This is a genomic window from Streptomyces sp. NBC_01235, assembly GCF_035989285.1.
GTDB lineage: Bacteria > Actinomycetota > Actinomycetes > Streptomycetales > Streptomycetaceae > Streptomyces.
This window is the reverse complement of sequence record NZ_CP108513.1, coordinates 3,122,804-3,139,266: the sequence shown is the minus strand read 5'-3', so window position 1 is coordinate 3,139,266 and position 16,463 is coordinate 3,122,804. Positions and strand designations below refer to the sequence as shown.

The following is a 16,463-nucleotide window of genomic DNA, read 5'->3' as shown; positions in this document are numbered from 1 at the left end:
AATCAGCCCTCCGAAGGGGCGAGGCGTTCCAGCTCCGCCTCGGTCGACTTGAGCAGGTCGTTCCAGGACGCCTCGAACTTCTCGACGCCCTCGTCCTCCAGCAGCTGCACCACGTCGGCGTAGGCGATCCCGAGCTTCTCGACGGCGTCGAGCTCGGCGCGGGCCTGCTCGTAGGTGCCGGCGACGGCGTCCCCGGTGATCTGCCCGTGGTCCTCGGTGGCGAACAGGGTCGCCTCCGGCATGGTGTTGACCGTGTTCGGCGCCACCAGGTCGTCCACGTACAGGGTGTCCTTGTACGCGGGGTCCTTCACACCGGTGGAGGCCCACAGCGGACGCTGCTTGTTGGCGCCCGCCTTCTCCAGGGCGCTCCAGCGGTCCCCCGCGAAGACCTCCTCGTACGCCTGGTAGGCGAGGCGGGCGTTGGCGACGCCGGCCTTGCCGCGGGCGGCCTTGGCCTCGGCGGTGCCGAGCGCGTCGAGCCGCTTGTCGATCTCGGTGTCCACGCGGGACACGAAGAAGGACGCCACGGAGTGGATCAGGGACAGGTCCAGGCCCTTGGCCTGCGCCTTCTCCAGGCCCGCCAGGTAGGCGTCCATGACCTCGCGGTAGCGCTCCAGCGAGAAGATCAGCGTGACGTTGACGCTGATGCCGTTGCCGATGACCTCGGTGATCGCCGGCAGACCCGCCTTGGTGGCCGGGATCTTGATCAGCGTGTTGGGGCGGTCGACCAGCCAGGCGAGCTGCTTGGCCTCGGCGACCGTCGGCTCGGTGTGGTGCGCCAGGCGCGGGTCGACCTCGATCGAGACCCGGCCGTCCTGGCCGCCGGTGGCGTCGAAGACCGGGCGCAGGATGTCGGCGGCGTCACGGACGTCCGCCGTCGTGATCATGCGGATGGCCTCTTCGACGGTGACCTTGCGGGCGGCGAGGTCGGAGAGCTGCTGCTCGTAGCCGTCCCCGCTGCTGATCGCCTTCTGGAAGATCGACGGGTTGGTGGTGACGCCCACGACGTGCTGCTGGTCGATCAGTTCGGCGAGGTTGCCGGACGTGATCCGCTTGCGCGACAGGTCGTCCAGCCAGATCGCCACGCCTTCCTCGGAGAGGCGCTTGAGTGCGTCTGTCATGGAATTACATCTCCTACGTGTCGTATGTGAGCGTCAGCGCTGGGCGGCGGTGAGAGATTCCCGGGCCTGCGCGGCCACGTTCTCGGCAGTGAAGCCGTACTCCTGGAAGAGGACCTTGCCGTCGGCGGAAGCACCGAAGTGCTCCAGGGAAACGATGCGACCGGCGTCCCCGACGTACTTGTGCCAGGTGAGACCGATGCCCGCCTCGACCGAGACCCGGGCCTTGACGGACGGGGGCAGGACGCTGTCCCGGTACCCCTGGTCCTGCTCCTCGAACCACTCCACGGACGGCATGGACACGACTCGCGTCGGCACCCCGTCGGCCTCCAGCCGCTCGCGTGCCTCGACGGCCACGTGCACCTCGGAACCGGTGGCGATGAGGATCACCTCGGGCGTCCCCGTGGAGGCCTCGAGCAGGACGTAACCGCCCTTGGCGGCGTCCTCGTCGGGCTCGTACGTCGGCACGCCCTGGCGGGTGAGGATCAGACCGTGCGGCGCGCCCTTGCCGAAGACCTTCGTCCAGCGCCTGAGGATCTCGCGCCAGGCGATCGCCGTCTCGTTGGCGTCGGCCGGGCGGACGATGTTCAGGCCCGGGATCGCGCGCAGCGAGGCCAGGTGCTCGACCGGCTGGTGCGTCGGGCCGTCCTCGCCGAGACCGATGGAGTCGTGCGTCCACACGTACGTCACCGGCACGTGCATCAGGGCGGACAGACGCACGGCGTTGCGCATGTAGTCGGAGAACACCAGGAAGGTGCCGCCGTAGATACGGGTGTTGCCGTGCAGGGCGATGCCGTTCATCTCCGCGGCCATCGAGTGCTCGCGGATACCGAAGTGGATCGTGCGCCCGTAGGGGTCGGCCTCCGGCAGCGGGTTGTCCGCCGGGAGGAACGACGACGTCTTGTCGATCGTCGTGTTGTTCGAGCCCGCGAGGTCGGCGGAGCCGCCCCACAGCTCCGGGATCACCGCGCCGAGCGACTGGAGCACCTTGCCGGACGCGGCACGCGTGGCGACGGACTTGCCGGGCTCGAAGACCGGGAGCTGCTCCTCCCAGCCGGCCGGCAGCTCGCCCGCGGCGATCCGGTCGAACTCGGCGGCCCGCTCGGGGTTGTTGTCACGCCACAGCTGGAAGGACTTCTCCCACTCCGCCTTCGCCTGCGCGCCCCGCTCCAGCGCCTGCCGGGCGTGCCCGATGACCTCGTCGGCGACCTCGAAGGTCTGCTCCGGGTCGAAGCCCAGGACGCGCTTGGTGGCCGCGACCTCGTCGTCGCCGAGCGCCGAGCCGTGCGCGGCCTCGGTGTTCTGCGCGTTCGGCGCGGGCCAGGCGATGATCGAGCGCATCGCGATGAAGGACGGCTTGTCCGTCACCTGCTTCGCGGCCTCGATCGCGTTGTAGAGGGCGTGCGGGTCGAGGTCGCCGTCCGGCTTCGGCGCGACGCGCTGCACGTGCCAGCCGTACGCCTCGTAGCGCTTGGCGGTGTCCTCGGAGACGGCCGTCTCGGTGTCGCCCTCGATCGAGATGTGGTTGTCGTCCCACAGCAGGATCAGGTTGCCGAGCTTCTGGTGACCGGCCAGCGAGGACGCCTCCGCGGAGATGCCCTCCTGAAGACAGCCGTCACCGGCGATCGCGTAGACGAAGTGGTCGAACGGCGACTCGCCGGCCGGGGCCTCCGGGTCGAACAGACCGCGCTCGTAACGGGCGGCCATCGCCATGCCCACCGCGTTGGCGACACCCTGGCCGAGCGGGCCGGTCGTCGTCTCGACGCCCGTGGTGTGGCCGTACTCCGGGTGACCCGGCGTCTTCGAACCCCACGTGCGGAACGACTTCAGGTCCTCCAGCTCCAGGCCGAAGCCGGCCAGGTACAGCTGGGTGTAGAGGGTCAGGGACGAGTGGCCCGCGGACAGCACGAACCGGTCGCGGCCCACCCAGTCGGCGTCCGCCGGGTCGTGCCGCATCACCTTCTGGAAGAGGGTGTACGCGGCAGGCGCCAGGCTCATCGCCGTACCCGGATGGCCGTTACCGACCTTCTGTACGGCATCGGCGGCCAGGACGCGGGCGGTGTCCACGGCCCGCTGGTCCAACTCGGTCCACTCGAGGTCTGTGGTGGTCGGCTTGGTGCTCACCCTGGGTCAGGGCTCCTCTCCACATGTCACGCATGTCGAATGCCGGTGCACGCGGCGCCCACCGGCCGTTGTCGAGCCTACCCCCGTGCGAACGTGCATTTTTTCGAGTCATTCCAGACTGCCGGGACTCTTCGGGATCCGCCTCCCGACCGGTGTGTTTCCTGTTCGGCAAGTGAATACGGAGCCGCTCGTACGAGTGCTCAACAGAGTGGTGCTCGGCTCTTCCGGCAGCGCTGTCCAACACGACCCCACCCCCGCGAATAACGGGGTATGGGCAACGTCTACAGTGGCGTGGTACGCGCGAGCCTTTACCTCGTATTCACATGGGGAGGCTCGCTGGGAGTCTCTGTCAGGGGTGTGCGTGACGGCCGTTGAATCCCGTCCAGTGGGGATTATCGGGACGAGCCAGAGCCCGAGCCGGCGGCCGCTCGGGGCCCGGGTCAAGGCGTTCGTGGCGCTGACCAAGCCGCGGATCATCGAGCTGCTGCTGATCACCACCGTCCCGGTGATGTTCCTGGCGCAGCAGGGCGTTCCGGACCTCGGCCTGGTGCTGCTGACCTGCCTCGGCGGCTACCTCTCCGCGGGCGGCGCCAACGCGCTGAACATGTACATCGACCGCGACATCGACGCGCTGATGGACCGCACCTCGCAGCGCCCGCTGGTCACCGGGATGGTCAGCCCGCGTGAATGTCTCGCCTTCGGTATCACCCTCGCGGTGGTCTCGACACTCCTGTTCGGCCTGACCGTCAACTGGCTGTCGGCCTGGCTCGCCCTCGGTGCGCTCCTCTTCTACGTCGTCGTCTACACGATGATCCTCAAGCGCCGTACCTCGCAGAACATCGTGTGGGGCGGCATCGCCGGCTGCATGCCGGTGCTGATCGGCTGGTCGGCCGTCACCGACTCCGTGTCGTGGGCCCCGGTCGTCCTCTTCCTCGTCATGTTCTTCTGGACGCCGCCGCACTACTGGCCGCTGTCGATGAAGGTCAAGGACGACTACGCGCGCGTGGGTGTGCCGATGCTGCCGGTCGTCGCCTCCAACAAGACCGTCGCCAGGCAGATCGTCCTGTACAGCTGGGTGATGGTCGCCGTCTCGCTGCTCCTGCAGCCGCTGGGCTACACCGGCTGGTTCTACACCTCGGTCGCGCTGGCGGCCGGCGGCTGGTGGCTGTGGGAGGCGCACGCGCTGCAGACCCGCGCGAAGGCGGAGGTGACGGGCGGGAAGCTGAAGGAGATGCGGCTGTTCCACTGGTCCATCACCTATGTGTCGCTGCTGTTCGTGGCGGTCGCGGTGGACCCCTTCCTGCGCTGAGCCCCCCAAGAGGCGCGGGGCTGTATCGACCTGCGGCTCCGCCGCGTGGGCGCGACCGGCACGGACAACCCGCAGTCGACCGTCGGCGGAAGCCGGGCGGCCTAGTGGCCAAGGCCACGCAGCCCGCCGGTCGCTGCAGCACCTACCCGTCGGTAGCATCCTCGTCATGGCAGACAGCAAGCAGGTTGACGAGGGCACCGACGCCAAGCAGACGGCCAAGGCCGAGCGCCGAGCGGCCCGGCTGGCCAAGCAGATCAGCGCCTTCTCCAAGGAACACGGCGGGGCCGAGAGCCAGGTCGCGTACATCGGCGAGCGCGGCGCCCGCATCGTCCTCGTCGGCGAGGACGGCGGCTGGGGCGACCTCGTGGCCCCCTCGGTCGCCATCGCCGAGCAGGCCGTCGAGAAGGCCGGGATCACCGCCCACGAGTCCTTCGACGGCGAGTTCGCGGCGAAGGTGCGCACGGGGCCCTACGAGTGGACGCGGATGGCGGGCATCCAGGTCGGCGGACCGAAGAACGGCTGACCGCTTTCCCACGACCGATTTCCCACGACCGAGCGACATCTCACGCAACACCTGACACCCGGTTCACCCGTTAGGACCTCAGGAGCACGAGGTCCAGCCCCGGGAGTCCGGATGATCGAAACGCCGTCCTTGGTGGACCAGTACTGCCACGGCGTCCTGAGAACGGAGCTGGGTCTCGGCACCTTCGAGGCCCAGCTGGCCCGTACCGAGGGCCCGCCCGCCCCGGGTACGACGCTCTTCGACACCCAGACGGGGTTCGCGGTACGCCGCTGGTGCCCCCCGCTGCTCGGCCTGGAACCGCACTCACCGCCCGCCCGTTATCTCGCCCGGCGTCGTGAACTCGGCGTACTGGAAGCGGGCCGCCGGCTGCTGCGCGGCAGCGGCATCACCACGTACCTGGTCGACACGGGCCTGCCCGGCGACCTCACCGGACCGGGCGAGCTGGCCTCCGCGGGCGCCGCCGAGGCCCGCGAGATCGTGCGCCTGGAACTCCTCGCCGAACAGGTCGCCGACACCTCCGGCACCGTCGAGTCCTTCCTCGCCAACCTCGCCGAGGCGGTGCACACGTCCGCCGCGAACGCCGTGGCCTTCACCTCCGTCGCGGGCATCCGGCACGGCCTCGCGCTCGCGCCCGAGCCGCCCGGGCCGGGGGAGGTACGGGGCGCGGCGGGCCGCTGGCTCGCCGAGCGCCGGGTCGGCGGTGAGCTGAGCGACCCGGTGCTGCTGCGGCACCTGCTGTGGATCGCCGTCGCCTCGGGACTGCCCCTGCAACTGCACGCGGGGCTCGGGGCGCCGGGGGCGCGCATCGACCGCACCGACCCCGTGCTGCTCACCGACTTCGTCCGCGCGACGGCCGGCCTCGGCACCGACCTCGTCCTGCTGCACGGCTACCCCTACCACCGTCACGCCGCCCACCTGGCCGGCGTCTTCCCGCACGTGTACGCCGACTCCGGGGCGGCCCTGGTGCGCACCGGCGCCCGCGCCGCGACGATCCTCGCGGAGATCCTGGAACTCGCCCCCTTCGGCAAGATCCTCTTCTCCAGCGGCGCCCAGGGGCTGCCCGAGCTGCACGTGGTCGGGGCGAGCCTGTTCCGCGTGGCCCTGGAGCGGGTGCTGGGCACCTGGGTCGAGGAGGGGGCGTGGTCGCCGGCGGACGCGCAGCGGGTGGCGGGACTGATCGCGGCGGGGAACGCACGCAGGGTGTACGGGCTGGGCTGAGGTGTACAGACTGTCCGGGTGACCAGCCTTACCGACGCGTTACTGAACCGCTTCCTGGCCGCCCTGTCGCCCCTGGCCCCCGTCGCCGTCTGGGCGCACGGCTCGCTCGCCGGGGGCGACTACCAGGAGGGCCGCAGCGACCTGGACCTCGTCGCGGTGATGGAGTCCCCGACGACCCCGGGCACCGTGCGGCGGGTCGTCGCGCTGCACCGGCGGCTGCGCGCCGAGCCGCTCGCCGCCGGGCTGCACTGCACGTACCTGACCCCCGACACGACGGCGGACACCGGAAGATCCCACCTCACCTGGGCGCACGGCCATGCGATGCGCCGGCCGGTCACGCCCGTCACCCGACGCGAGCTGCACGCGTTCGGGCGGGTGCTGCACGGCCGGTCGCCCGCGGAACTGCTCCCGACGGTCACGGACCGGGAGCTGGCCGAGTTCGTCGTCCGCGACCAGCGGGAGTTCTGGCGGCCGAACGTCGACAAGGCGCGGCTGTGGCGGCAGGACGTCTGGGTCGACCTGGGCCTGCTGACGTACGCCCGCGCCACCGCCACGCTGCGGGAGGGCCGCCTGATGTCCAAACGGGAGGCGCTGGACGCACTGCCCGGGCTCGGGGCGCCCATGGAGGTCGTCGCGGACATCGAGCGGCGCCGCTACGAGCGGCCGGGGGAGCCGGACGGGGAGTGGCTCGACCGCCGGGGCGAGCTGACCCGGACCTACCTGGGGCCGGCGATCGACGAGCTCGTCAAGACGTACGGCTGAGCGACGTACGGACTCACGCGCGTGTGTCGGCCGTCGCCTCCGCCGCCGGGGCAGGCAGGCCGATCGTCGTGTCGGTGCGCTCGCGCAGCGCCAGCAGCACGCGCAGCACCGCGATCCACACCAGGCAGGACCCGAGCATGTGGACGCCGACCAGGGCCTCGGGGAGGTCCGTGAAGTACTGGACGTAGCCGATGACGCCCTGGGCGAGGAGAACCAGGAACAGGTCCCGGACGCGGTCCAGCGGGCCCTTGGGGGAGTCGACCGCCTTCAGGACGAACCACAGGGCGAAGGTCAGCGTCACGACGATCCAGGCGAGCACGGCGTGCAGCTTGCTCACCGTCTCCCAGTCCAGCGGCATCCGCTCGACCTCGCTGGAGTCACCCGCGTGCGGACCGGAGCCGGTGACCACCGTGCCGACGGCGATCAGCAGCGCCGAGGCGGCGACCAGGAACCACACCAGCTGCTGCACGGACCTGCCGACCAGCGGCTGGGGCGCCCCGTCACCCTCCCGGGTGCGCTGCCACATCAGCGTGGCGACGGCGGTGAGCGCCGAGGCCAGCAGGAAGTGCGCCGCGACCGTGTACGGGTTGAGTCCGACGAGCACCACGATGCCGCCGAGGACCGCGTTGCCCATCACGAGCCAGAACTGCGCCCAGCCCAGCCGGGTCAGGCTCCGGCGGTAGGGCTTCTCGGAGCGCGCGGCGATGATCGCCCAGCCGACGGCCGCGCACAGCACGTACGTCAGCATGCGGTTGCCGAACTCGATGGCGCCGTGGAAGCCCATCGCGCTGGTCGCGGTGAGCGAGTCGGCGGTGCACTTGGGCCAGGTCGGGCAGCCCAGGCCGGAGCCCGTGAGCCGGACGGCACCGCCGGTGACCACGATGACCACCGACATCACGAGCGCGAACAGGGCCGCCCGCTGAACCGTCCGGGGGGTGGGGGTCCAGCGTTCGGCGATGAAGGCGAGGGGGTTGCGCACGGCGGCTACGGCGTCGGCACGGGTCACGTTTGGCACGCGTCCCATCGTAGGCGGCCGCTTGTGCACGCTTTCACGAGGGTCCCCCGTGTCCCCCGCGCGCTCACTCCCAGCGGAAGAACCGGCCGGCCGCGGCGAGCCCGACGACCGCCCAGAGGGCCAGGATCCCCAGGTCGGCCCAGGGCATGCCCGCGCCGTGCTGGAGGACGTCCCGCAGGCCGTCCGAGAGCGCCGTGATGGGCAGCAGGCCGAGGACGTCCTGGGCGGCGGGCGGGAACTTGTCGAGCGGGACGATCACCCCGCCGCCCATCAGCAGCAGCAGGAAGACCAGGTTGGCCGCGGCCAGCGTCGCCTCCGCCTTCAGGGTGCCCGCCATCAGCAGGCCTAGGCCCGAGAAGGCGGCCGTGCCGAGGACCAGGAGCAGCAGGACGGCCACGGGGTTCCCGTGCGGGTTCCAGCCCAGCGCGAAGGCGATCACCGTCAGCAGGATCACCTGGAGGACCTCCGTGACCAGGACCGACAGCGTCTTCGCCGTCATCAGGCCCCAGCGGGGGAGGGGGGAGGAGGCGAGCCGCTTCAGGACGCCGTAGCGGCGTTCGAAGCCGGTGGCGATGGCCTGGCCGGTGAAGGCCGTCGACATCACGGCGAGCGCGAGGATGCCGGGGGTGAGGAAGTCCACGGCCTCGCCCGCACCGGTGTCGACGATGTCCACGCTGCCGAACAGGACCAGCAGGAGGGTCGGGATCACGACGGTGAGCAGCAGCTGCTCGCCGTTGCGCAGAAGCATCTTCGTCTCCAGCGCAGCCTGGGTCCCGATCATGCGGGGGAGGGGGGCGGCCCCGGGGTTCGGCGTGTAGGTGCCGGTGGCGGTCACGAGCGCAGCTCCTTGCCGGTGAGTTCCAGGAAGACGTCCTCCAGGGTGTGCCGCTCCACCGAGATGCGGTCCGGCATCACCCCGTGCTGGGCGCACCACGACGTGACCGTCGCCAGCAGTTGCGGGTCGACCTTGCCCATGACCCGGTAGGAGCCCGGGGTCAGCTCGGCGGCGGAGCTGTCGGCGGGCAGGGCCTTGAGCAGGGAGCCCACGTCGAGACCGGGGCGGCCGGTGAAGCGCAGGGTGTTCTCGGCGCCGCCTCGGCACAGCTCCTCGGGGGAGCCCTGGGCGATGACCCGGCCCGCGTCGATGATCGCGACGTCGTCGCAGAGCTGCTCGGCCTCGTCCATGTGGTGGGTGGTCAGGATGACCGAGACGCCGTCCGCGCACAGGTCCCGGACGAGGTCCCAGGTGGCGCGGCGGGCCTGCGGGTCGAGGCCGGCCGTCGGCTCGTCCAGGAACACCAGCTCCGGGCGGCCGACGACGGCCATCGCCAGCGCGAGGCGCTGCTGCTGGCCGCCGGAGAGGCGCCGGTAGGTCGTCCGGCCGCAGGAGCCGAGGCCGAGGCGCTCGACGAGGGCGTCGACGTCCAGCGGGTGCGCGTGCAGCTTGGCCACGTGCCGGAGCATCTCGTCGGCCCGCGCACCGGAGTACACACCCCCCGACTGGAGCATCACGCCGATCCGGGGGCGCAGGTCGGAGGCCTGTCTCACCGGGTCGAGGCCGAGGACGCGCACGGTGCCGGAGTCCGGCTTGCGGTACCCCTCGCAGGTCTCGATCGTGGTCGTCTTGCCGGCGCCGTTGGGTCCGAGGACGGCGGTGACGCCCGGCCGGGCCGTCAGGTCGAGGCCGTCCACCGCCGTCTTCGTCCCGTACCGCTTCACCAGGGCCTGAACTCGGACGACAGGCTCAGTTCGCATGGCCCCGAGTCTAGGTACGCGCCCACCGCCCGTGACCGGCGGGTAGCCCGTCCCCCGGTGCGGCGCTCCTCACGGGCGGCCCACGGCTCCCGCCCCGCACGGTCCGTTCGGGTGAACCGGCAGCATCCCTCCCATACCGCCCACCCGGCGGTGCTTCACTGGCGATGGCCCGTCCAAGGCGGGTCGGCGGACGCCTTCTCCCTTCCGCAGAAAGGCAGTTGAGACATGACCAGACGCGCCTTGCTCTCCCGGACGAGGGCCGCTGCCGGACTCGTCGCCTCCGCGATGATGTGCGCGGCCCTCGCCGCCCTTCCCGGCCCGGCGAGCGCCGCCGCCGACCACCAGCGAGCCCGGTCCGCGCGGGCCGTCGTCGGTCCGGCGCTGTTCGACGACTTCAACTACCTCTCCTCCACGGATCAGCAGCTCACCCAGCACGGCTGGACCCTGCGCTCCGGCCAGGGCGGGCCCGGTGTGTCCGGCGCCACATGGAAGCCGCAGAACATCACCTTCGCCACCGCCTCCGGCAACTCCGTCATCACGATGCGCTCCGGCACCAACGGCACGGCGGCCGGCACCGAGCACACCGAGATCTACCAGCAGCGCAAGTTCCTGTACGGCACCTACGCGGCACGCGTCCGCTTCAGCGACGTCCCCACCATCGGGCCCGACGGCGACCACATGGTGCAGACGTTCTTCACCATCTCGCCGCTCGACCATCCACTGGACCCGGCCTACAGCGAGCTCGACTTCGAGTACCTGCCCAACGGCGGATGGGGCATCCCCTCCAGCGCGCTGCTCGCCACGTCCTGGGAGACGTATTCGGAGAACCCGCCCCAGGAGGAGAACGTCTCCACCCAGGAGCGCGCGAGCTTCAACGACTGGCACGACCTGGTCGTCACCGTCGACAGCGGCACCATCACCTACTACATCGACGGCCGGCTCTTCGCCACGCACGGCGAGCCCTACGTTCCCGAGTCGACCATGAGCATCCGCTTCAACCACTGGCTGATCGACCTGCTGGGGATCAACAGCCGGAAGACGCGAGCCTACGAGCAGAAGGTGGACTACGTGTACTTCGTCCAGGACCAGGTGCTCACCCCGGCCGCCGTGCAGACCGCCGTCGCCGACTACCGGTCACAGGGGGTGACCTTCCAGGACACCGTCTGAGCCGCCCGCACGGCGGGTGTGACTCAGGACGAGGAGGCCGTCTCGTCCGCAGCGACGATCGGCAGCCGGGCGGTGAAGGTCGTGCCGCGGTTCTCCTCGGAGTCCACCTCCATCACGCCCCCGTGGTTCGCGACGATGGTGCGGACGATCGTCAACCCCAGACCGGTGCCCGGAATGGCCGCGTCTGTGGCGTTCGAGGCGCGGAAGAACCGTTGGAAGAGCCTCTCCTGCTCCTCCGCGGGGATGCCGATGCCGGTGTCGCTGACGCTCAGCACAGCCTCACCGTCCCAGGCGTCGGCGCGGACGGCGACCTTCCCGCCCTTCGGGGTGAACTTCACCGCATTGGACAACAGGTTCATCAGGACCCGGTCCAGCTGGTCGCTGTCCGCCTCCAGCACCAGAGGTTGGGACGGGCAGTGCGTCTCCAGGGTGATGGAGGCAGCCTCGGCGGCCGGCCGGACGGCGTCGGTCGCCGACGCCACCAGCCGGACCAGGTCGACCGGCTCCTTCCTGGAGCTGAACGCCCCCGACTCGATGCGCGACAGGGTCAGCAGGTCCTCGATGAGCGCCCGAAGCCGGTTGGCGTTGCGGTCGACGACGTCCAGCATGCGCCGCTGCGGAGAGGTGAGAGGCCCGGTCTCCTCGTCCTTCAGCAACTCGATGTACCCCACGATGCTGGTCAGCGGAGTGCGCAGCTCATGGGAGACGGTGGACAGGAAGTCGCTCTTGGCCTTGTCCAAAGCGCGCAGCTTCTCGACCAGGTGTGTTTCCCTCTCGTAGAGCAGCGCGTTGTGCAGCGCGCGGCCGACTCCGGCGGCCATGGACTCGGCGATCTCGATCTCCACCGGCCGCCACGGACGATCCCGCCGGCCGCGCGCGAGGAAGAGGGCGCCGAACGGTTCGTCGCCGACGCCGACCGGGACGACGAGAACACCCACCATGCCCAGCTTCTCGGCCGCCGCCCGGGCGTCCAGTGGCAGACCGGCCTCGCCGAAGGAGCCCGGAGCCCCCGGCAGCGGTGCTCCCTCGGCCAGCACGGCGGGCAGATCGTTGTGGCACCAGGCCGTTCCCCGCCGGTGGTGCTCGAGCACCACTTCGAGGGGAACGGGCGGGATCGGCTGCTCCTCAGGGGGGAGCAGCCCCGCCTCGGAACTCCAGGCGCGTGCCGTGCGTACGACAGGGCTGTCCTCCTCGGTGACCAGGACGAAGGCATGTTCGGCCTCCAGCCCCTCACCGATACCGGCGCAGGCCGTGTCGAGGAGCTCCTCGACACTGAGGTGCTCCCGGATGCGGACACCGACGGTCCGTGCGGTCCGTGCCAGTCTGGTGCGCTCCTGTTCGATCGCCCGCAGCCGGTCGCTCTCGTCGGCGAGCGCGTTCAGCGACCGCGCCAACGCTCTGATCTCCTCCGGTCCCTTCTCCTCCGCCCGCGCCGCGTGGTCGCCCGAGGCGAGCCGGTCCAGGGTCCGGGCGGTGCTCTGCAGCGGCCGGGTCAGGGCACGCGTGGTGTGCACCGCCGCGAAGACGGCCATGGTCCCGCCTGCCGCCAGCAGGACGCCGATGCCCACGATGCTGCCTCCGAGGACGGCGTCGGCCCGGTCCTCGTCACGCTCGATGGCTCCGGTGAGCTGCGAGTCGAGCCGTCTGTTGGTGGCGTCGAAGGCCGCGAACCGCCTGGCGGCCTCCTCGGTCAGCACCGCCGCCGGAGCGCTGCCGCGTGCGGCCTTCGCCTGCTCGTCGGCTGTACGGACGTAGTCGCGCAGCTGCCGGTCCTGCGTCGCGAGATTCCGCCGGGTCGCGTCGGTGGCGTCCCGCCCGGCCGCGGCCAGGGTGGCGAAAGGCTCGTCGCGCGCCTGGCGATAGGCGTTCAGCTCCGCCGGGCGGCCGGTGAGCAGATGGGTGCGCACGGCCCGGTGCATCCGGGTGGCCTGTTCACGCACCCGCAGGTTGTCCCAGGCGACCGGCTCCAGTTGCGTGACGACCTCGTCATGGATCCGGTCCACCACCAGGGCCGCGGTCAGGGCCCCCGCCCCCAGAAGCAGAAGCAGAGCGATCAGCAGGCCGAAGGCCCCGGTCAGCCGGCCTGCCACGCGGTCGCCGGTGATCCTCATGGGCGGTTCCCGCCCTGCCCGACCCGCTCGCTCGGGCCGAATCCGCTGCGGGTCATCGCACCCCACACCTGCGGGGACCGGTGCAGCGCGTCCCACAGGCCGCGCAGTCGCCACCATGCCGTGAACTGGCGGTAGCCGATGTTCTCGACGACCACGCCCACGAACGCACCCCACAGGTCCCGCCACCGGGAGAAGCGGTGGTAGGCGTACTCCTCGACGGCGACCGACACCAGGCTGACCACCATCGCGTAGGCGTAGGCGGCGAGCAGGAAACGCCACAGGAACTCCACGTCGACCGCGCCGATCAGCACGCCCAGGGGCACCAGAACGAGTCCGGCCAGTTCCACCAGCGGGGCCAGCAGCTCGAAGAGCACGTAGAACGGCAGGGCCAGCAGACCGACGCGGCCGTAACGCGGGTTGCCGATCATGCGGCGGTGCTTGAGCAGGATCTCCGTCAGACCGCGATGCCACCGCCGCCGCTGGCGCCCCAGGACGCGGAGCCCCGAGGGGGCCTCACTCCAGGAGATCGGCTCGGTGACGAAGACGATGCGGTAGTCGCCGTGGCGGCGGCCCCGCTCCCGCAGGTGCCGGTGGAGGCGGACGACGAGTTCGGCGTCCTCGCCGATGCAGTCCGGGTCCATGCCGCCCACCGCCACCACCGCGTCCCGCCGGAACAGGCCGAAGGCGCCGGCGATGATCAGCAGTCCGCCGACCTTGGACCATCCGGTACGGCCGAGGAAGAAGCCGCGCAGATACTCGACGACCTGCGCACGTCCGAGCAGGTCCGTGGGGGTGTGCGCCTCGACCACGCGTCCGGCCTCCACGGTGCAGCCGTTGGCGATGCCGACCACACCACCGCTGGCCACCACGCGCAGCGGGTCGTCGCTGAACGGCTTGGCCACGGCCAGCAGGGCCTGGGAGTCGAGGATGGAGTCGGCGTCCACCATGCAAAGCAGCGGATAGCGCGCCAGGTTGATCCCGACGTTGAGCGCGTCGGCCTTGCCCCCGTTGGCCTTGCGGGCCACCACCAGCGGCACTGGACCTCCCGCGGGCAGGTGCAGCGAGGTGACCGCGCCCCGCACGGGGACGTCCTCGGGTACGACGTGATCCACCGCGGCGAGGTCGAACGCGTGGGTGAGGGCGTCGAGCGTGCCGTCGGTGGAGCCGTCGTCGACGACGACGACCTCGAACACCGGATAGTGCAGCAGGAGCATGGCGCGCACGGCCTCCGTGATGCCCGCCGCCTCGTTGTAGGCGGGCATGATCACTGATATCGGCGGAGTGAAGGGGCTGCCGGCGACGTCCTCGTAACCGGCGAAGGAGGCCCGGCGCATCCTTCGGACGAGCTCCGCGAGAGCGAGGAGGATCAGCACCAGATAGCCGGTGTTGACGGCCAGGAAGTAGAGGATGACGGCGGCGTCGCACACCGCGATCACCCCGTGCAACGTGCCCAGCAGTCCGTCCCACATCTGCACGCCCGCCGCGCTCACAGGGTCACCTCGACCAGGACGTCGTGGCGGGTGCCTCCGACGGCCCGCTCCGCCAGCGCGGCCCTGGCCTGGGCGGCGGCCGGTGTGCCGGGGCGGCCGTCCGCGGTCTCACGCAGCGCCGCCTCACCCGTCGGGCCGAACCGCAGCAGCGCTCGCGCCGCGGTGTTCGCCAGATGGGCGTCGGCGTCGCCGAGCAGCTTCGTCAGGGGGACCGTCGCGGCGGCGGCGCCCAGACTGCCCAGGGACCCGGCGGCCACAATGCGCAGGGCGCCGGGCCGGCCGGGCCCGATGGCGGCCAGCAGCGGTGCGAGGCCCTCGGGCATGCCGAGCCTGCCCAGTGCGCGAGCCGCCCGGATGCGGACCTCGGTGTCGGGATCCTCGCGCAGCGCCCGGACGATCCCGGGGGTCTGCGCCAGGGCGCCGGTCACCCCGAGCACCTCGATGGCCACCGCCCTGACGAGGGGCACCTGGTCCCGCAGCCCCGCCGCGACGCCGGACCACGCTTCGGAGCCGAGCGACGTCAGCGCCGCGGTGACCACTTTGGGGGGGACGGCCCGCGGTCCGTGCAGGCTCCCCAGAAGCCGCGGTACGGCCACCGGATCACCCATGCGGCCCAGGGCCCGCGCCGCCGCGAGCCGCACCTCCTGGTCACGGTCGTCCAGCAGACGGCACAGCGCCGGGATCGCCGGCCGGTGACCGAGCTGTCCCAGCACGTGTGCGGCGCGCCCCCGCCGGGGCGCTCTGCGGCTGCTCAGGTCGGCGGCGGCGGCCACCGCGGACCCGCGCCGCTCGCACAGCAGGACCAGTGCCGCGCGCGCTCGACCGGTGACCTTGGCCAGCATCGAGGTCACCGTCGGCTCGAGCGCGGCCCAGGTCCGCCGGTCGATCCGCGCGATGCGGTCCAGCAGCTCGCTCTGCTCGTCGGCCGGGGCGCACAGCAGTTCCAGCAGCAGCGCGCGCACCGGCGCCGCGATCCGCTCGTGTCTGCGTCTGCGGTACGTCCGGACACCCCTGATCCCCGCGATCAGCAGGCCCAGCGCCAGCCCGACGGCCAGCAGGCCCAGCAGTGCGCCGGTGACGAGGCCGACGGGGACCGGGATCACCGCTCGACCCGGGTGAGCACCGCGGTGACCCGGCTGGACAGCTCGCGCGGGCTGAAGGGCTTGACGATGTAGTCGTCGGCGCCCGCGGCGAAGCCGAGTTCGACGTCTCCTTCCTGGGACCGGGCTGTGATGAGGATGACGGGCAGTGACGCGGTGTCGTCGCAGGCGCGCAGCTCCCGGCACACGTCCAGCCCCGACAGCCCCGGCATGCGTATGTCGAGGAGTACGAGATCCAGCGGCTGCTCGCGCACCGTGCGCAGCGCGGCCATGCCGTCCTCCACGGCGGTGACCTGGTGACCGCTCTGGACCAGCTTGAACGCCACGAGGTCCCGAATGTCGGCGTCGTCGTCGGCGATCAGGACACGAGCCATTACTCCTCCTGCGATACGGAGCTCCGGTAGGAGTCGAGGAGCCGCGCCACCGCCGCCTGCCGGAACGGCTTGGTCAGTATCTCGTCGGTCGCGAGCTCGGACAGATCCTCCGGGTCGAGCACGGACGACACGACGAGGTGGCACCGCTTGCTCCGCTCGTCCGCTCGCAGTCGGCGGATGACCTCGCGCCCGTCGATGCCGGGCAGCAGTATGTCGACGATGGCCATGTCCGGGGGGTCGGCGAACGCCAGGTCCAGCCCTTCCTCGCCCGAGTCCGCGATGGTCACCCGACATCCCAGACCGCTGAGATGCCGCTCCAGCAGGGCGCTGACGTCGTGGTCGTCCTCGACCAGCAGAACGTGTACGCGTGCGTGCTGAGAGTTCATCGCCATCCCGA

The 16,463-nt window shown here is 71.2% G+C and carries 15 protein-coding genes; 5 read left to right on the top strand and 10 right to left on the bottom strand.

Translation table 11 applies throughout. From position 1 onward, the window contains the following. Positions 1-2: 2 nt before the first annotated feature. Both tal and tkt read right to left on the bottom strand, forming a co-directional pair. Positions 3-1,121, bottom strand: a complete 1,119-nt coding sequence (gene tal / locus OG289_RS13625) for a transaldolase (RefSeq protein WP_327314269.1) — start codon at positions 1,119-1,121, stop codon at positions 3-5. A 33-nt stretch (positions 1,122-1,154) separates the two neighbouring features. After that, entirely contained in the window at positions 1,155-3,242 is a 2,088-nt protein-coding gene (tkt, locus tag OG289_RS13620; RefSeq protein ID WP_327314268.1) for a transketolase, read from the bottom strand. 355 nt (positions 3,243-3,597) lie between these two features. Between tkt and OG289_RS13615 the strand changes: the two genes are divergently transcribed. From OG289_RS13615 to OG289_RS13600, 4 genes are all read left to right on the top strand, one after another. Next, positions 3,598-4,551 (top strand): heme o synthase, encoded by a 954-nt coding sequence (locus OG289_RS13615; RefSeq protein ID WP_327314267.1) that lies wholly within the window; start codon positions 3,598-3,600, stop codon positions 4,549-4,551. Between the two features lie 166 nt (positions 4,552-4,717). Further along, entirely contained in the window at positions 4,718-5,074 is a 357-nt protein-coding gene (locus OG289_RS13610; RefSeq protein ID WP_327314266.1) for a hypothetical protein, read from the top strand. A gap of 111 nt (positions 5,075-5,185) precedes the next feature. Further along, positions 5,186-6,292: an amidohydrolase family protein gene (locus OG289_RS13605; RefSeq protein ID WP_327314265.1), complete on the top strand. Its 1,107-nt coding sequence runs from the start codon at positions 5,186-5,188 to the stop codon at positions 6,290-6,292. An 18-nt stretch (positions 6,293-6,310) separates the two neighbouring features. Beyond that, the gene (locus OG289_RS13600; RefSeq protein ID WP_327314264.1) at positions 6,311-7,054 is read left to right on the top strand and encodes a nucleotidyltransferase domain-containing protein; all 744 of its coding nucleotides are present in this window, start codon (positions 6,311-6,313) and stop codon (positions 7,052-7,054) included. Positions 7,055-7,067: 13 nt separating this feature from the next. On the opposite strand, the gene OG289_RS13595 is transcribed toward OG289_RS13600, so the two are convergent. From OG289_RS13595 to OG289_RS13585, 3 genes are read right to left on the bottom strand one after another with little or no spacing between them, the layout of a single operon-like run. Continuing rightward, positions 7,068-8,078 carry a COX15/CtaA family protein gene (locus OG289_RS13595; RefSeq protein WP_327314263.1) on the bottom strand — a complete coding sequence of 337 codons (1,011 nt, stop codon included), beginning with the start codon at positions 8,076-8,078 and terminating at the stop codon, positions 7,068-7,070. A gap of 55 nt (positions 8,079-8,133) precedes the next feature. Next, positions 8,134-8,850: an ABC transporter permease gene (locus tag OG289_RS13590; protein WP_327320668.1), complete on the bottom strand. Its 717-nt coding sequence runs from the start codon at positions 8,848-8,850 to the stop codon at positions 8,134-8,136. Positions 8,851-8,900: 50 nt separating this feature from the next. Then, on the bottom strand, positions 8,901-9,824 hold the full coding sequence (locus tag OG289_RS13585; RefSeq protein WP_327314262.1) for an ABC transporter ATP-binding protein: 924 nt from the start codon (positions 9,822-9,824) through the stop codon (positions 8,901-8,903). Between the two features lie 225 nt (positions 9,825-10,049). Between OG289_RS13585 and OG289_RS13580 the strand changes: the two genes are divergently transcribed. Beyond that, on the top strand, positions 10,050-10,991 hold the full coding sequence (locus OG289_RS13580; protein WP_327314261.1) for a glycoside hydrolase family 16 protein: 942 nt from the start codon (positions 10,050-10,052) through the stop codon (positions 10,989-10,991). A 23-nt stretch (positions 10,992-11,014) separates the two neighbouring features. On the opposite strand, the gene OG289_RS13575 is transcribed toward OG289_RS13580, so the two are convergent. Genes OG289_RS13575 through OG289_RS13555 form a run of 5 tightly spaced genes read right to left on the bottom strand, consistent with a single transcriptional unit; the run spans position 11,015 to position 16,452 of the window. After that, positions 11,015-13,102, bottom strand: coding sequence for a sensor histidine kinase (locus OG289_RS13575; RefSeq protein WP_327314260.1), 2,088 nt, complete (start codon positions 13,100-13,102; stop codon positions 11,015-11,017). Continuing rightward, positions 13,099-14,592 (bottom strand): glycosyltransferase family 2 protein, encoded by a 1,494-nt coding sequence (locus OG289_RS13570; protein ID WP_327314259.1) that lies wholly within the window; start codon positions 14,590-14,592, stop codon positions 13,099-13,101. Before OG289_RS13570 ends, OG289_RS13575 begins: the two co-directional genes overlap by 4 nt. After that, positions 14,589-15,695, bottom strand: a complete 1,107-nt coding sequence (locus tag OG289_RS13565; RefSeq protein WP_327314258.1) for a HEAT repeat domain-containing protein — start codon at positions 15,693-15,695, stop codon at positions 14,589-14,591. The genes OG289_RS13570 and OG289_RS13565 overlap by 4 nt, the downstream gene beginning before the upstream one ends. Further along, on the bottom strand, positions 15,692-16,066 hold the full coding sequence (locus tag OG289_RS13560) for a response regulator transcription factor (RefSeq protein ID WP_327314257.1): 375 nt from the start codon (positions 16,064-16,066) through the stop codon (positions 15,692-15,694). Before OG289_RS13560 ends, OG289_RS13565 begins: the two co-directional genes overlap by 4 nt. Then, the gene (locus OG289_RS13555) at positions 16,066-16,452 is read right to left on the bottom strand and encodes a response regulator (protein WP_327314256.1); all 387 of its coding nucleotides are present in this window, start codon (positions 16,450-16,452) and stop codon (positions 16,066-16,068) included. Before OG289_RS13555 ends, OG289_RS13560 begins: the two co-directional genes overlap by 1 nt. Between the last annotated feature and the right edge of the window lie 11 nt (positions 16,453-16,463).

What these genes read in the sequence shown, in the direction of transcription:
- OG289_RS13605 (WP_327314265.1), top strand. Translation starts at nt 5,186, where the DNA reads ATGATCGAAACGCCGTCCTTGGTGGACCAGTACTGCCACGGCGTCCTG.
- OG289_RS13595 (WP_327314263.1), bottom strand. Translation starts at nt 8,078, where the DNA reads ATGGGACGCGTGCCAAACGTGACCCGTGCCGACGCCGTAGCCGCCGTG.
- OG289_RS13610 (WP_327314266.1), top strand. Translation starts at nt 4,718, where the DNA reads ATGGCAGACAGCAAGCAGGTTGACGAGGGCACCGACGCCAAGCAGACG.
- OG289_RS13585 (WP_327314262.1), bottom strand. Translation starts at nt 9,824, where the DNA reads ATGCGAACTGAGCCTGTCGTCCGAGTTCAGGCCCTGGTGAAGCGGTAC.
- tal (WP_327314269.1), bottom strand. Translation starts at nt 1,121, where the DNA reads ATGACAGACGCACTCAAGCGCCTCTCCGAGGAAGGCGTGGCGATCTGG.
- OG289_RS13560 (WP_327314257.1), bottom strand. Translation starts at nt 16,066, where the DNA reads ATGGCTCGTGTCCTGATCGCCGACGACGACGCCGACATTCGGGACCTC.
- OG289_RS13575 (WP_327314260.1), bottom strand. Translation starts at nt 13,102, where the DNA reads ATGAGGATCACCGGCGACCGCGTGGCAGGCCGGCTGACCGGGGCCTTC.
- OG289_RS13590 (WP_327320668.1), bottom strand. Translation starts at nt 8,850, where the DNA reads ATGATCGGGACCCAGGCTGCGCTGGAGACGAAGATGCTTCTGCGCAAC.
- OG289_RS13580 (WP_327314261.1), top strand. Translation starts at nt 10,050, where the DNA reads ATGACCAGACGCGCCTTGCTCTCCCGGACGAGGGCCGCTGCCGGACTC.
- OG289_RS13555 (WP_327314256.1), bottom strand. Translation starts at nt 16,452, where the DNA reads ATGAACTCTCAGCACGCACGCGTACACGTTCTGCTGGTCGAGGACGAC.